Genomic DNA, 17,164 nt, shown 5'->3' with positions numbered 1-17,164 from the left:
ACCCTTCATGACGTTGCAGACGAGCCGCTTCAAGACACGGGTCAGCAAAGAAGACTACATGGTCCGGGATCACCTCGTCCACGGGGTCGAGATCCTGCCCGGCGTCTTCTTCCTGGACATGGTCTATCGCATGGCGGCGAGGATCGGCGTGCCGCCGGCCTCGATCGAGCTGCGGAGGTGCCTCTTCACGGAGGCGATCGCCGTCACGGACGAGGACGACAGGCAGGTCCAGGTCTCCTTCGAGCCGCGCCAGGGCGGGGGCGTCGTGTCGGTCGAGAGCCGCAGGATGCGCGGCTCTGCCGCGCTGGACGAGCGCTGGGATCACAACTTCACCTGCGAGCTCCACCTGACCGACGCGCCGCCGCCTGCGAGGGTGGCGCTCGATCGGCTGAAGGCGGCCTCGACGCGGGAGACCGACGCTGACGAGCTGTACGCCTTCGCCAGGAGCGTCGACATCGAGCACCGCGAGTTCATGAAGGCCGCCGGCCGGATCTACCGGGGCGATGGGTTCCTGCTGGCGGACATTCACCTCGGGCCCCTGGCACGGTCGTACCTGGGCGATTTTCACGTTCACCCGGTCTACCTCGATTTCGCCACGCTGACGCCGTTCTGCCTCCTCGACTTCTACGGCGCGCCCGGGGCCAAGACCCCGTTCATTCCCATCTATATCGACGCCTTCCGGGCCTTCGCGCCGCTTGGTGAGAGGTGCCATGTGCTCGTCGAGAAGAAGACGACGCAGGGGGCCTCCGCCGACATCCTGAGCAGCGATATCCACCTGCTCGACGAGGAGGGGAGCTGCCTCGTCACCGTCCGGAAATTCAGCGCCAAGCGGATACGGTCGCGGGACCTCATCACCGGGCTGAGGGCTCCCCGCGCCGAGAGCGAGCGGCCCGAGGGCGGCGCTCGGGCTTCGAAGCCGCCCGAGGGGCCGGCGGCCTCGACGGGCTCGGCGAGGGAGCTTGTGGAGGAGGCGCTGAAGGGCATCCTCGCCGGGCCGCTCCAGCTCTCTCCCGAGGCCATCGACGCTGGCAAGGGCTTCTACGAGCAGGGCCTCACGTCGGCGGATCTGCTGCAGATCGTGCGTGACCTGGAGTCGAGGTTCGGCTGGGAGATGTACCCGACCCTCTTGTTCGAGCACGCCACCGTCACCGAGCTCGCCGGGTACATCCTCGAGGAGATGGAGCGGCGCTCGCTCTCGCTGCCCTCTTCGGTCTCGCGACCTGCGCCTCCGTCGCTCCTCGTGGCGGAGGTCGTGACCGAGGTGCGCGACGCCGAGCCGCCCGCGAGCCCGGGGAGCGGGGCAGGGCGGCGACCGCCGTCCGGCGGCGTCGACGACGAGATCGCGATCATCGGCGTCGCCGGGCGTTTTCCGATGGCGCGGACCTTGAGCGAGCTCTGGGAGAACCTCCGGGCGGGGCGCGATTGCATCACCGAGGTCCCCCTCTCCCGGTGGGATCACCGCAGGTATTTCGACCCGGAGCGGGGGAAGCCGGGCAGGACCTACAGCAAGTGGGGCGGGTTCATCGAGGGCGCCGACGAGTTCGACCCCCTGTTCTTCAACATCTCGCCGCGCGAGGCCGAAATGATGGATCCCCAGGAGCGGCTGTTCCTGGAGATCGCCTGGGAGACGCTGGAGGACGCCGGGTACACGCGCGAGCGCCTCGCCGCCGGCAAAGGCAATGACGTCGGCGTGTTCGCCGGCGTGATGTGGAGCGATTATCAGCTCTTCGGTCTGGAGGAGATCCTCCGCGACAACCCGGTCGTGGCCGGCTCCTGGTTCTCGTCGATAGCCAACCGCGTCTCCTATTTCTTCAACTTCCAGGGCCCGAGCCTCCCGATCGACACCGCGTGCTCGTCGTCGCTGTACGCGATCCACCTCGCCTGCGAGAGCCTCAAGCGCGGCGAGTGCAGCGCCGCCCTGGCCGGCGGCGTGAACCTGTCGCTGCATCCGTCGAAATACATCAAGCTGAGCGAGCTGCAGATGCTGTCGAGCGACGGCAGGTGCAGGGCGTTCGGCAAGGGCGGCGACGGCTACGTGCCGGGGGAAGGGGTCGGCGCGGTCCTGCTGAAGCCGCTCGGGGCGGCGATCGCAGCCGGAGATCCCATCCATGCGGTCATCAAGGCGACCGCCGTCAATCACGGCGGGAGGACCAGCGGATTCTCCGTCCCCAGCCCGGATGCGCAGGCCCGTCTCATCGTCGCCGCGCTGGAGAAGGCTCGAGTGAGCCCCGAGACGCTGGGTTACATCGAGGCGCACGGGACGGGGACGTCCCTCGGCGATCCCATCGAGATCGCCGGCCTGACGAGCGCGTTCCGGCGCACGACATCGAAGCGCGGGTTCTGCGCCGTCGGGGCCATCAAGTCGAACATCGGCCACCTCGAGGCAGCGGCCGGCATGGCGGGGATCTCCAAGGTCCTCCTGTGCATGAAGCACAAGACCCTGGTGCCGTCGCTCCATGCGAAGGAGCTCAACCCGAGCATCGATTTCGCGAGCACCCCGTTCTTCGTTCCCCAGGAGGCCGCGCCCTGGGAGCGGCCGGCCGGCTCGGGCGCCGAGAGCCGGCGGCGCGCTGCGATCAGCTCCTTCGGGGCCGGAGGCGCCAATGCGCACGTGATCCTGGAGGAGTACGACGGCGCCGCCGCGCCCGACGCGGGCGCTCCGGAGGGCGCAGCGGAGATCATCGTGCTCTCGGCCAGAAACGAGGAGCGGCTCCGGGCGCAGGCGGGGCAGCTCCGGGACTTCCTCCGGGAGGGCGGCGGCGAGGCCGGCCTGCAGGACATCGCGCATACGCTGCTGGTGGGCAGGGAGGCGATGGAGGCGCGCCTCGCGGTGGTCGCCCGCGACACGAGCGGGCTCTGCCGCGCGCTCGACGACTACCTGGATCACAGGGAGAGCGACATTCCCACGTTCACCGGTCACGTCAAGCGAGGCTCCCCGGGCACGGGGCGCGTGCCTGGACCGCGCGGCGATCTCCCGAGGCTCGCCGCCCTGTGGGTCGAGGGGGCGGCCGTTTCCTGGGACGAGATCGCGGGGAGCCGCCGCGCGAGGCGCATCTCGCTGCCCACGTATCCGTTCGCCCGGAAGCGCTGCTGGATCCAGCCATCGGCGAGCGCGCCCCCTCCTCCGGCGTCTCGGGCCCCGCTGGCGGACGGCGCGAGGGCGCCCGAGCGCCCCGCGCGCCTGCACCCCCTGCTCGACGCGAACGCGTCCACGCTGCGCGCGTCCCAGCTCACCAGGCGGTTCAGGCCCGACGACTCCTTCCTCGCCGATCACCTCGTCCGCAGCCGGCCCGTCCTGCCCGCCGCGGTCTATCTGGAGATGGCGCGGGCGGCCGGCGCGCTGGTCGGGGAGGCCGCGATCGACGCGATCGAGCAGGTCGTCTGGGCGAGCCCGCTCTGGGTCGAGGGGAGCCCCGTCGACACGACCGTCCGGATCGAGCCGCAGGGGGATCGCCTTGCGTTCGAGATCCACAGCGGCGCCGGGGATCAGGCGACCCTCCATGCGCGTGGCAAGCTCGTGCCGAGCCGCCGGGCGTCGGCGTCGGCGTCGGCCGAGGCCCGCGAGGCGTCGCCGATCGACATCGAGGCGATCCAGCGGCGCTGTCCGTCCTCGAAGGGCGCCGAGGACGTCTACGCGACGCTCGCTGCGCGGGGGCTCCGCTACGGCCCCCGCATGCGCCCGATCCGCGCGCTGTTCACCGGCCCCTCCGAGGTGCTCGCGGCGCTGGAGCTCCCCGAGCCCCTGTCACCCGGCGATGACGCCTATGTCCTGCACCCCGCCCTCCTCGACGGCGCCCTGCAGACCGTCGTCGGGCTCATCGGTGGCGAGGGAGAGGGCGACAGCGGCGATCTCCTGCTCCCGCACACCGTCGATGAGGTGAGGATCCTCGGCGTCGCGACCCGGCGCTGCCATGTCCATGCGGTCCGTGCCGCGGATCCGGGAGGCGCGTCTGGACGGCGCCACCGGTTCGATCTCGATCTGCTGGACGAGGCAGGGCGGCCTTTCGCCGTCCTCCGTGGGTTCGCGCTCGGAACGCAGAAGGGCAGGGCACAGGCCGCGCCGGATGCGCTCAAAGGAGCTCGCGATGGGCTGATCTTCTATGAGCCCGCATGGGAGCGCGCGCCGCTGCCGGCGTCGGCGCAAGCGGCGGAGGGCGCGCGCGGCGAGTGCTTGCTCCTGCTGCACGCGGGCGGGACGCAGGCCGATACGGCGCTCCGCCACGCCCAGGCGAGCGTGGGTGACGGCCGCGAGGTCGTCCTGGTCGAGCCGGGAGACGGCTACCACGTCATCGCGAGGAATCGAGCCCGGATCCGGCCGGCTCGGGACGAGGATATCCGGTCGCTGGTCTCGACGTTGAACGATCAAGGCCTCCGGATCCGAGGCGTCCTTCACCTGTGGAACGCTGCCGCGCCGTCGCCGGACTACGCTGACGCCGGCGGCGCGCTTCCCCTTGTGGAGGAGCAGCTGGAGAGAGGGCTCCATACCGTCTTTGCCCTCTGCCGTGTCCTTGCGACGCTCAAGGGTCGAGAGCGCCTCTCGGTGGTGTATGCCTACCCGGGGTCCGACGAACGGCCGCACGACGCGGCGCTCGGGGGTCTGGCGAAGAGCATCGTTCTCGAGGCCCCGAAGCTCGCCGTCAAGACGGTGCAGCTCGAGGGCGCGCCGCTCTCCTCGCAGGCGACGTGGGATCTGCTCCTCCGGGAGGTCGCTCTGCCGGAGTCGGCCGAGGTCCGCCATGGCGCCGAGGGGCGCCGCGTGAGGACGTTTGCACGGGTCGCGCGGGAGGCGTCTTCCGGCGGGCCCCCGTTCGTCCGCGACGGGGGCGTCTACTTGCTCTCGGGCGGCGCTGGCGCGCTCGCGTTGCTCTTCGCGAGGCACCTGGCCCAGCAGGCGAAGGTCGACTTCGTCCTGCTCGGCCGATCGCCGCTCGACGACGCCCGGCGCGCCGCGCTCGCAGAGATCGAGGCGATCGGCGCGGGCGTGCTCTACGTCCAGGGCGACGTCACCACGGCCGGAGATGTCCGGCGCGCGGTCGCGTCCGCCCTCGAGCGCCACGGAAAGCTGAATGGGGTCATCCACGCCGCGGGCGTGCTTGCGGACGCCATCGCGATCAACAAGCCGATCGCGTCGTTCGCGCGGGTGCTTGCGCCGAAGGTGCGCGGAACGCTCAACCTCGATGAGGCCACGAAGGAGCTGCCGCTCGACTTCATGATCTTGTTCTCGTCGGCGTCGGCCGTGCTGGGCAACGTCGGCCAGACCGACTACGCGGCGGGCAACCGGTTCATGGACTCGTTCGCTGCCCTCCGCGAGGAGCTTTGCGCGCGCGGGAAGAGGAGCGGGCGGACGCTCTCGATCAACTGGCCCCTCTGGCGAGAGGGCGGCATGAAGATCCCTGCCGGCGTCGAGGACCTGATCCTGCGGGACTCCGGGCTGCGGGTGCTCGACACGGACAGGGGCCTGCTCGGCTTCGCGGCGGCCGAGTCCTCCGGAGCGGCCCAGATCATGATCCTGGACGGCGACCCGGCGGCGGTCGAGCGCCGGATCCACCTCGGCCGCTTTGTCCCGGTGCATCCGCCTGCGCCGGTCGAGGCCGCTCGCGCTGTCGCCCCCGCTCGCGCTGCCTCGGAGGAGAGCCGCGATGACCTGCGCGCGGCGCAGGCGTGGACGGAGCAGCGCTTGACGGCCTTCTGTTCCGGCCTGCTCAAGGTTCCCGAGGGAGAGATCGATCCCGATACGGACTTCAGCGATTACGGCCTGGACTCGCTCATGGCGATCAAGCTGGTCAATCAGCTCGAAGAGCTGTGCGAATCGAGCGTGGATCCGAGCGTCGTCGCGGAGCACCCGAATGTCCGGGCGCTGGCGAGGTTCGCCGTCTCGATGGGCACGGTTCGCGTGGGCGGGGGGCCTGCGCCGCGCTCACCGGTGGCCGAGGAGCGCCCGGCCGGCCCGCGCGCCGCCGGCTCCGGCGCGCCGGAGCCTCGCTCCTCCACTCGCTCTTCCCCGGAGCGTGCGCCGCGAGGCGTCGTCCACGCGGTCGACTCCGGCGCAGGCCCGCGGCGCGTCGCCGTCGTCGCGATGGCGTGCCGGTTCCCGGGGTCCCCCACCGTCGAGGCGTTCTGGGACAACCTCATCTCCAGCAGACACCTGACTTCGCCCGTCCCCGCGGACCGCTGGGATGTCGCGAAGCATTACAGCAGCGACAAGGACGCTCCCAACAAGACCTACTCGCGGTGGGGTGGCTTCATCGACGGGGTCGATCGGTTCGACGCGGGCTTCTTCGGTATCCCGGAGCAGGACGCGGTGTGGATGGATCCGCAGCAGCGGATCGCCCTCGAGGCGGCCCAGGATCTCCTCGACCGCGCGGGCTATCGTCGAGACGAGGTCGACGGCACCCGCACCGGCGTCTTCCTGGGCGCCACCGCGAACGAGTACGTCAAGGGGCGCTACGCGCACCAGCGCTCGTCGACGCCCCACCTGCTGGCCAGCACCCTGCAGAACATGGTGGCTGCGCGGATCTCCAAGCTCTACAACCTGAAGGGGCCTTCGATCGTCGTCGATTCGGCGTGCTCCTCCTCGCTCGTGGCCATTCACCAGGCGTGCCGCGCGCTGCTCGGTGGGGAGTGCGAGCTGGCCATCGCGGGGGGCGTCTGGCTCCTGCTCGATCCGTTCACCCACATCGCCTTGAGCCAGGCGCGCCTGCTCTCGGACGACGGCGCCACGCGGGTGTTCGACCGGAACGCGAGCGGCTTCACGCTCGGGGAGGGCGTCGGGATGGTGCTCTTGAAGGAGCACGAGCGGGCCCTCCGCGACGGCGACCTCATCGTCGGGCACATCCTCGGCTCCGCCGTGAACAACGATGGTCGCACGATGGGCGCGGTCATGCCGAGCAAGGAGGCGCAGGTCGACGTCATCGAGCAGGCGCTCCGCGAAAGCGGCGTGTCCGCGGCGGACATCGGTTACCTCGAGACCCACGGGGCCGGGAACACCTTCGGGGATCCGATCGAGATCCACGCCGCCTCCGAGGTCTACCGGAGAGCCACGGATCGCCGCCAGTACTGCGGCGTCGGCTCGGTGAAGTCCAACCTCGGCGCCCTGCTGCACGCGGGCGGCGTCGCATCGTTCGTCAAGGTGATGCTGGCGCTGCAACGGAAGCGCCTCCCGGCGACCCTCCACTGCGACGAGCCGCACGCCCGCTTCCAGTTCGAGGCGACGCCGTTCTACCCGGTCACGCGGGAGCGGGCGTGGGAGCCGCTCGGGGACAGGCGCCTCGCGGCGGTCTCCGCCTTCGGCTTCGGCGGCACGAACTGCCATATGATCGTCGGCGAGGCCGGGCGCGACGAGGACCGTGATGCGTTCGCGAGGCGCCCGCTGCGGCCGACCCGGCTCGAGCGGAAGCGGCTATGGCTCGAGATGCCGGGCGCGCTGCTCCAGGACGTCCCGACGGAGGCCGCTCCCCAGGAGGACGCGCCGACGCGGCAGAGCGCAGGCGCGGCCCCGCCCGAAGGCGGCGACGCCTTCGCGCTCGATGCCCTGGTGTCGTCGCTGCTATCGCTGGAGAGCCCGCCGCCGCGCGACAGGAGCTTCCTGGAGCTCGGGGCGTCGTCGAGCTGGCTCGTCGCGCTGAACGCGCGCCTGGAAGCCCAGCTCGGCGCGGCGCTGAGCCCCGCGATCCTGTTCGATCACCCCACCCTCGAGCGGCTCTCGGCCTACCTCGAGCGCGAGTTCCCGGGGCGGCTCGCGGGCGCGGCGCGACCCGGCGGCGAACGCCCGGGCGCCGCCCCGAGCGCCCCCGCGCCCGCTCCGGCGGCCGGCGAGCAGGACGATATCGCCGTCATCGGCATGGCAGGCCTGTTCGCAGGGTCGCCGGATCTGGAGACGTTCTGGATGAACCTGCTGGAGACGCGGCAGCTCGTCCGGGAGGTGCCCAGCAGCCGTTGGGAGCCCGCGCTCTGGTACGACGCCGATCCATCGAGGCCCAACAAGACCTCCTGCAAGTGGGGGAGCTTCCTCGACGACGTCGACGCGTTCGACGCCCCGTTCTTCAACGTCTCGCCGCGCGAGGCGGAGCGGATGGACCCGCAGCTCCGCCTGCTGCTTCAGGTCCTCTACGCCGCGGCGGAGGACGCGGGGCGCATCCGGACCCTCCGCGGCTCCCGGACAGGCGTGTTCGTCGGGGTGTGCTTCCGCGACTACGACACGGAGATGGTGCGGCGCGGGTGCGCCGTCGGCCCGCACGACGGCACCGGGAACGCCGCCACCATGATGGCCAATCGCCCGTCGTTCATGTTCGATCTGAAGGGCCCGAGCATGGCTGTCGATACGGCGTGCTCCTCCTCGCTGGTGGCCCTGCACACGGCCTGCAGGGCGCTGAGGAGCGACGAGTGCGAGATGGCCTTCGTCGGCGGCGTCAACCTCATCCTCAGCCCGAGGCACTACCTGCACTTCTCCGCCATGAAGGCGCTCTCTCCGACCGGTCGATCTCGCTCGTTCGACGCCGCGGCGGACGGGTATGTGCCCGGCGAAGCGGTGGCGGCCGTGCTCCTCAAGCCGCTCGCGAAGGCTGTCGCGGACGGCGACCCGATCCACGCCGTGATCAAGGGCTCCGCGACGGGTCACAGCGGCCGGACCGCGTCCGTGACGGCGCCCAGCGCGGCGACGCAGGCCGAGCTCATCGCGCGCGCGTGGCGAGATGCGCGGATCGATCCCGCGACGATCACCTACCTCGAGGCGCACGGGACGGGCACCCGGCTCGGCGATCCCATCGAGGTAGAGGGCCTCAAGATGGCCTTTCGACCGCACGCGCCTCCAGCGCGCTCCTGCGCCCTGGGGTCGAGCAAGGCGCATCTCGGCCACACCGAAGCGGCGGCCGGGATCACCGGCGTCATCAAGGTCATCCTGTCGATGAAGCACGGCATGATCCCGGCCATGCCGACCTTCCAGCGGCTGAGCCCGGCCATCCGGCTCGACGCGAGCCCGCTGTACATCAACGAGGGGCCGATACCCTGGCCGCGATCCGCCGGAGCGCCGCGCAGGGCCGGCGTCAGCTCGTTCGGGTTCGGCGGCGCCGGCGCGCACGTCGTGATCGAGGAGCGCGTGCGTGAGGGGGCGACCGGGGAGACCCATGGCGCGCTCGTCTTCCCGTTCTCTGCGCGGGACGAGGGGCGCCTGCGGGAGGTCGCCCGGCGGATGCTGCATTTCGTGGCGCGCGACCAGTCCGCGAGCCTGCCGGACATCGCGCACACGCTGCAGGTAGGGCGCGAGGAGATGGATGCTCGTCTGGCCATCACCGCCGCGTCGCGCGACGAGCTCGCGCGCGCCCTGGAGGCCTTCCTCGCGGCTCGGGGCGATGCCCCCAACCTCTTCACCGGCAGCGCCAGCGCGCCGGGGGAAGCCGCGGGCGCGCTGGCGTCGGAGGGAGACGGTCCGGCCGCGGTCGCGAGGCGCTGGGTTCGCGGCGAGCAGGTCGCCTGGCCCCGCGCGACGGCCACAGGGCAGCGAACCACGGTATCCCTGCCGACCTACCCGTTCGACAAGGAGCGTTACTGGCTGCCCGAGGACGCCGCCGAACCGCCCCCCGCGCCGGCTCTGCGACCCGACGCCGGAGAGGTCGAGCCACCGCCGACGTTGAGCTACTTCGAGCCGGTCTGGGGGCGCTCACCCGGCGTCGCGCCGGCCAGCGCGCCGCTTTCGAGGCGCGGCGTCCTCCTCATTCCGGATCACGGGCTCGACGGCGGGCACCTCCTCTCGGCGCTGCGCGCCGCCTCGGGTGCGCTGCCCCCGGCCGTTGTCGCGCAGCCCGGGGCGGGTTTTCGCGCGATGGGGGGCGGGGTCTTCGAGGTCCTCCCCGGGCGCGCGGCCGATTACGAGGCGCTCCTCTCGGCGGTCGCGGCGCAGGGCCTCCAGATCGACAGCGTCGTCGTCCTGCGAGCCGCGGGGTCACGGGATCGAGCGCCGGCGAAAGGCGCGCTCGACGAGGCGCTCGGCGCCGAGCTGCCGGCGCTCTTCGAGCTGGCGAAGGCCCTGATCGCCTCGCCGCACGTCGAGCGCGCGCGCGTTCTGTACGTGTGCGCCGAGGAGCCCGAGGCAGCGCTCGCCCACCGCGAGGCGGTCGCCGGTTTCGGGCGCTCGTTCATGAGCCTTGACCGTCGCTTCACGTTCCAGCTCGTCCGCGTCGCCGACGCCGGCGACGGCGCTGAGCGGCTTGTCGAGCGGGCGTTGACCGAGCTCCGCGTCGCCGACCCCCTCCCGCCGGTCGAGGTCCGCTACGACGCCGCTGGAGAGCGGTGGACGCAGCGCATCGCCGAGGTGGCGCCTCTCGGCGCGGGCGACGGGCAGGCGGCGGCGTTCCAGCAGGGAGGCGTCTACCTCATCACCGGGGGCGTCGGCGGCGTCGGCGGCCTCCTCGCAGAGCACCTCGCGGCGCGCTGCCGCGCGAGGCTCGTGCTCCTCGGGCGATCGCCGCTCGGTGCCGCAACGGAGGCTCGCCTCGACCGGCTCGGGGCGCTCGGCGCGGATGCCGTCTACCTCCAGGCCGACGTGACCAGCCCGGGAGACGTGAATCGGTGCGTGGCCTACGCCAAAGCCCGATTTTCGCGCCTCGACGGCCTCATCCACGCGGCCGGCTCGCTGAGCGAAGGATCCATCCTTCAGAAGGGGAAAGCAGAGATCGATCGGATCTTGAGCCCCAAGGTGCGCGGCACGCTCGTCCTCGACGAGGCGACGAGGGACGAGCCGCTGGAGCTCTTCGTCCTGCTCTCCTCGCTCTCCTCGCTGCTCGGGACAGCCACGCTCCCGGACTACGCCGCTGCGAACCGCTTCCTCGACGGGTTCGCGCGCTTCCGCGAGTCGCTCCGGAGCCGCGGGCTCCGGCGCGGGCAGACGCTCGCGATCAACTATCCTTACTGGAAGGAAGGCGGCATGCGCATGTCCGCCGAGACAGAGGCGCTCATCGCCGGCGCCACGGGCATGTCCCCGCTCCCCACGGTGGAAGGCCTCGAGGCCCTCGAGGGCGGGTTGCGCCTTGCTCGCTCCCGCGGGTCGGCGCAGGTCCTCGTCGCGTTCGGGGACGCAGCCAGGATCAAGAGGACCCTGGGGGTGGCCGAGGGCGCGCCCAGCGCGACGCCCGCGCCTGCGCGTGGAGGGTGGGACCGGGAGATCGAGGGGCAGCTCGCATCGGACCTGTCCGAGCTCGCGGTCTCCACGCTGAAGCTCAAGAAGGCCGTGGAGCCGGGGGCCGATCTGGGGAAGCTCGGCTTCGAGTCGATCACCATCTCCGAGTTCGCGGAGGCGGTGAGCTCGCGGTACGGCGTCGCGGTCTCGCCGGCGGTGTTCTACGAGCATCCGACCCTCGAGAGCTACGCGCGCCACCTGCTCTCCCGCTACCCGGAGCAGGTCCGCCGGCGCTGCGGCGCGGGCGAGGCCGGCGCCGGGGCCACAACGCCCCTCCCTGGACCGGAGCTGAACGGGACGGCGTCCGGGAGGGCGGGAGAGCCTTCGGGGGCCCTCGCATCGCCCCCGCCTCGCTCCGTGGCTCGACCTGCGTCCCCGGGCGGATCCAGGGAGATCGCGATCGTCGGGATCGCCGGCGTCTTCCCCGGCTCCCCGGATCTGCGGAGCTTCTGGGAGAACCTCGAAGCGGAGAGGGACCTCGTGACCGGGGTCCCCGAACAGCGCTTCTCCACCGAGGGGATCGCCTGTCCGAGCGGCGGCTTCATCGCCGACGTGGAGCGCTTCGATCCGCTGTTCTTCAACCTCTCTCCCAGCGAGGCCGACCTCATGGATCCCCAGCAGCGGGTGCTCCTCGAGGTCGTATGGCACGCCATCGAGGACGCCGGTCGTTCGCCCCGGGATCTCTCGCGGGCGCAGGTCGGCGTGTTCGTCGGCGTATCGAACGTGGACTATGCGGACGTGCTGGCGGCGGCCGGCAAGCAGGCCGAGGCCCACGTGACCACGGGGCTCTCCACGGCGATGGTGGCCAACCGGATCTCCTACGTCCTCGGGCTCACCGGGCCGAGCGAATCGGTCGACACCGGCTGCTCCAGCTCGCTCGTGGCCCTTCACCGCGCGGCCACGGCCATCCAGGTCGGCGACTGCGATGCCGCGATCGTCGCCGGCGTGAACCTGCTCCTCAGCGCGAGGCCGTTCATCGCCTGCGGCAAGGCAGGCATGCTGTCGGCCGACGGCCGATGCAAGACGTTCGATCGCGCCGCGAACGGCTACGTTCGAGGCGAGGGCGCGGGCGCGATCCTGATGAAGCCCCTCTCCAGCGCCCTGGCGGACGGCGATCCCATCCATGCTATTCTACGGGGGACAGGCGTCAACCACGGCGGCCGCGCCCAGGGGCTCACCGTCCCGAACCCCTCCGCGCAGGCCGAGCTGCTGAGCTCCGTCTATCGCCGGGCGCAGGTGGATCCCTCCACCCTCGGGTACATCGAGGCCCACGGCACGGGCACCCCGCTCGGAGATCCCATCGAGGTGAACGGCCTCAAGAAGGCGTTCGAGCGCGCCGAGGGGGCAGGGGCGCGGAGCGGCGGCGCGCGTTGCGGCCTGGGCACGGTCAAGACCAGCATCGGTCACCTCGAGTCGGCCGCGGGCATCGCCGGCCTGCTCAAGGTCGTCCTTGCGCTGAAGCACGCGAAGCTGCCGGGGAATCTCCATTTCGACCAGCTGAATCCGCACATCGAGCTGGAGGACACGCCCTTCTACATCGTCCATCGCACGCAGCCCTGGGAGCCGCTGGCGGGCGAGCACGGCGCGCCCCTCCCGAGGCGGGCCGGCGTGAGCTCGTTCGGGTTCGGCGGCGTCAACGCCCATGCCGTTCTGGAAGAGTTTCCGGACCGGGAAGAGCCCGCCGCCGAGCCGCGCGGCGCCGACCTGCGCGAGATCGTCGTGCTGTCGGCCCGCAGCGGCGAGCGGCTCCAGGAGGTCGCGAGGCGCCTGTCGAGCTACCTTGACGAGAGCGAGGCGCGGCGCAGCGGGGGAGCCGCCGCGCCTCGAAGCGCAGCCGGCCGCGCGCCGTGCCTGCGAGATATCGCGTACACGCTGCAGGTCGGGCGCAGCGAGATGGAGCACCGGCTCGCCGTGGTGGCGAGCTCCATCGAGGAGCTGCGGTCCGGGCTCCGGGATTTCCTTGCCGGATCGAAGAACGGTCGCGTCGTGGCCGGCGCGGCGGGTCAGCCGAGCCACGCCGCGCGCGTCCTCGGCGAGAGCGAGGAGGGCAGCGGTCTCGTCCAGGCGTTGCTGGAGAAAGGTCGCGCCCTCGACGTGGCCCGGCTCTGGGTCGAGGGCATCGCCGTCCCCTGGAGCGCGCTCCAGCGCCCCGGCGGCCGGCGGCGCATCTCGCTCCCGGCGTATCCGTTCACCCGCATGCGGTGCTGGGCAGACCCTCTCCCGTCGAGCCGGGGAGGCGCCGCGCTGGCGGGCCAGGGCAGCGCGGAGGGCGCGTCACCGCTCGATCCCGTGACGCCACGCATGGCGCAGTACGTCGCGTCGAAGCCGTACGACGCCCGCGAGGTGAGCGCGGCCCTCGGGCGCGTCAACGCCGTCGGCCATCGCCTGCTCCTGCGCGCGCTCGGCGCCATGGGCCTGTGGGCGGAGGGGCGCGAGCCTCCGCCGCGCGGCTCGCTCCAGCGTGAGCTGGGCATCCTCCCCGCGCACCGCCGGCTCTTCGACGCGGCGATCGCGATGCTGGAGCGGGAGGGGCTCATCGAGGATCGGGGAGGTCGGCTCGCGATGACGCCCGCGGGCTCCTCGCTGGCGAGCTCGGCTGAATCCCAGGAACGATTGCGCCGGGAGCGCCCGGAGGTGGGACCCATCGTCGATCTGCTCACGGCCTGTGTCCCGGCGCTGCCGGACGTCTTGACCGGCCGCAAGCAGGCGATGGATGTGCTGTTCCCAGGCGGCGACAAGACCCTCGTGGAGCGGGTCTACACAGGGAACCTCATCTCCGATTACTACAACGACCTTGTCGGTCATGCCGTCAGCGTGCTCGTGGAGCAGCGGCTGGCACGCACGCCGGGCGCGACCGTGAAGGTCCTCGAGGTCGGGGCCGGGACCGGGGGCACGACCCGCTTCGTGCTCGATCGCCTGCGCCCGGAGGGGCAGCGCGTCTCCTACCATTACACCGACGTCTCTGCCGCCTTCACGCGCTACGGGGAGCGGAGCTTCCAGGGCGCGCTCCCGGACATCGTCTTTCGAACGCTGGACGTCGAGCGGGATCCCGCCGCTCAAGGCTTCGGAGAGGAGGCGTTCGACGTCGTCCTCGCGACGAACGTCCTTCACGCCACAAAGGACGTCCTGAGCACGCTGCGCGCGCTGCACACGCTGCTCGGGCCGCGGGGGGTCCTGGTCATCAACGAGCTGACGCGCGAGCAGGATTTCACGACATTGACCTTCGGCCTGACGAAGGGGTGGTGGTTGTTCGAGGACGGCGCGCGGCGCCTCCCCCACTCGCCGCTCCTCCGCTTCACGCAATGGCGGACGGCGCTCCGGGAAGCCGGTTTCCCGCTCGTACGCGGCTTCGGGGCGCCGCGCGTGTCCGAGGAGCAGCTGGAGCAGAGCGTGCTGCTCTGCGAGCGCGGCGCGGCTGATCCGAAGGGGCTCGTGCGCGCCGCGCCGGTCCTCGCTGCGGCGCAGAACGGCGCTGCTGCCGGCCTCCTCGCCGCGGCCGCCGCGCCTGTCCCGGCGCCGGCGCCGGACGCGCCCGGGCACGCGCACCCGGGCGCGCGCCTCCAGGCCTACTTGATCGACCTCTTCGCGGAGATGCTCAGGATCCCCCGCGACGAGATCGACGTGGCGTCGACCTTCGAGCGGTACGGGGTCGACTCGATGAGCTCGGTGGAGCTCGTCAAGCGGCTGGAGAGCCACTTCGGCGCGCTCTCGAAGACGCTGCTCTTCGAGTGCATCACCATCGAGTCGCTCGCCCGGCACCTGCTCGACGGCCGCCCGCGCGAGTGCGCGGCCCTGTTCCAGCAGGCCGACGGCGGCGCCTCGATCCCGCGCGCGTCCTCCGGCGAGGCCCTGCCGGCGAGGCGGCAGGAGGCCCCTGCCGGCGCGATCGCCGTCACCGGGGCGAGGCCGCCGGAGGCCCTCGCCGGCGCGATCGCCATCATCGGCCTCGGCGGGGTCTTCCCCGGATCCCCTGATCCGGAGGCCCTGTGGCGCAACCTCCGCGACGGCAACGATCTCATCACCACCGTCCCGGAGGACCGGTTCGACTGGCGCGCGATCTTCGGCGACCCCGGCCGCGATCCGGGCAAGACCAACACGCGCTGGGGCGGGTTCATCGACGGCGTGGACCGGTTCGATCCGCTGTTCTTCAACATCTCGCCGGCGGAAGCCGAGCTGATGGATCCGCAGCAGCGCGTCTTTCTGCAGATCGTCTGGAAGACCCTCGAAGACGCCGGCTACCGCGCGTCGGAGCTCCGGGGGAGCCGCACGGGCGTCTTCGTCGGGGTGTCGTCCTTCGACTACCACGAGATCATCCAGCGCGCGCGGCGGACCCACGAGCCCTACTCTCCGAGCGGCCTTTCGCACGCCGTCCTCGCCAATCGGATCTCGTACCTGCTCGATCTCCGCGGCCCGAGCGAGCCGGTCGATACGGCGTGCTCGAGCTCGCTGGTCGCGCTGCATCGCGCGGTCCGGTCGCTGCAGGCCGGGGACTGCGACCTGGCGATCGCGGGCGGCGTCAACCTGCTGCTCACGCCGGAGCTGTTCGTCGCCTTCGGTCAGAGCGGGTTCATGTCCTCCGTGGGCCGGTGCATGGCCTTCGACCATCGGGCCGACGGCTACGTGCGCGGCGAGGGGGCGGGCGCCGTGCTCCTGAAGCCGCTGGCCAGGGCGCTCGACGACCGCGACTGCATCCACGCGGTCATCCGGGGGGTCGGCGTGAACCACGGCGGCAGGGTGCAGTCGATGACCGTCCCCAACCCGAACGCCCAGGCGGATCTCATCGCCTCCGTGCTCGCCAGGGCGGGCGTCGAGCCGGAGACGGTGAGCTACGTCGAGGCGCACGGGACGGGGACGAGCCTCGGCGATCCCATCGAGATCAACGGCTTGAAGGCGGCCTTCGCGCAGCTGGGCAAGGCGCGGAGCCGTCCTGTCGAGACGACCGCGACCTGCGGTGTCGGATCGGTGAAGTCGAACATCGGGCACCTCGAGGCCGCGGCCGGCATCGCCGGGCTCATCAAGGTGGTGCTCGCCATGCGTCACCGCGCGTTGCCGCCGAGCATCCACCTGGAGAGGTTGAACCCGTTCCTCCAGCTGGACGAGACGCCGTTCTACATCGTGGACCGGACGGTGCCCTGGGACCGGAGGATCGATCCGAGCGGCGCCGTGGTCCCTCGGAGGGCGGGGGTCAGCTCGTTCGGCTTCGGCGGAGCGAACGCGCACGTGCTCCTGGAGGAGCACATCGAGCCGGAGATACGCGGAGGCTCGCCCCTCACCGCAGGTGAGCCGCGCGAAGGCGAGGCGATCGCGTCCCGCCATGAGGTGATCCCGCTGTCTGCGAAGAGCGGTGACCGGCTGCGCGCCTATGTGGAGGAGCTCCTTGAGCAGCTCTCCCGCGAGGAGGCGGCCGGCGGTGGTCCCTCGCTGGCGGACATCGCCTACACCTTCCAGGTCGGGAGGGAGCCGATGCCCTTCCGCGTGGCCATCGTGGCTTGCAGCAGGCCCGATCTCCTCCGCAGGTGCAGAGGGTACCTGAGCGGCGAGCCCGCCGGCGCCCATGTCGCGACGGGAGAGCTCAGCCTCCTGCGCGGCGGCGGTGGGGCGCTGGAGGCCCACGAGGGGGAGGCGTCCCCTGAAGCTGAAGCTCCCCCTCGGGACGAGGAAGCGTGCGTTCGCCTGGCGAGGCGCTGGGTCGCCGGGGGCGCCGTCCCCTGGGGCTCGCTCTACCCGCCGGGTACGCGGAGGCGCGTGCCGATGGTCACCTATCCGTTCGCGCGGGAGCGCTGCTGGGCGATCGAGCCCGAGGACAGCGCGCCGGCGCCGGATCCGGGCGTGACGAACGGCCCGCGTCGGTCGAACGGCGCGCGCCTCGAGGGGTGGCGCGAGCTGCTGCTGGATCTGAAGGAAGGCAGGCGATCGGTCGATGACGTGGATCGCCTGCTCGGCTTCGAGGGGGCCTGTGAGACGAGGAGCCCAGCGTGACGGGCCTGCCAATCG

1 protein-coding gene is annotated in these 17,164 nt (G+C 71.7%); it reads left to right on the top strand.

The window, feature by feature from the left end:
• Positions 1 to 7 precede the first annotated feature (7 nt).
• The gene (locus tag WMF28_RS20495; RefSeq protein WP_437603947.1) at positions 8 to 17,149 is read left to right on the top strand and encodes an SDR family NAD(P)-dependent oxidoreductase; all 17,142 of its coding nucleotides are present in this window, start codon (positions 8 to 10) and stop codon (positions 17,147 to 17,149) included.
• Positions 17,150 to 17,164: the final 15 nt, after the last annotated feature.

The sequence above is a fragment of the Sorangium sp. So ce590 genome (assembly GCF_051521365.1).
GTDB lineage: Bacteria > Myxococcota_A > Polyangia > Polyangiales > Polyangiaceae > Sorangium.
The sequence above is the reverse complement of the archived record's forward strand: the minus strand, read 5'-3'. Positions and strand labels throughout refer to the sequence as shown.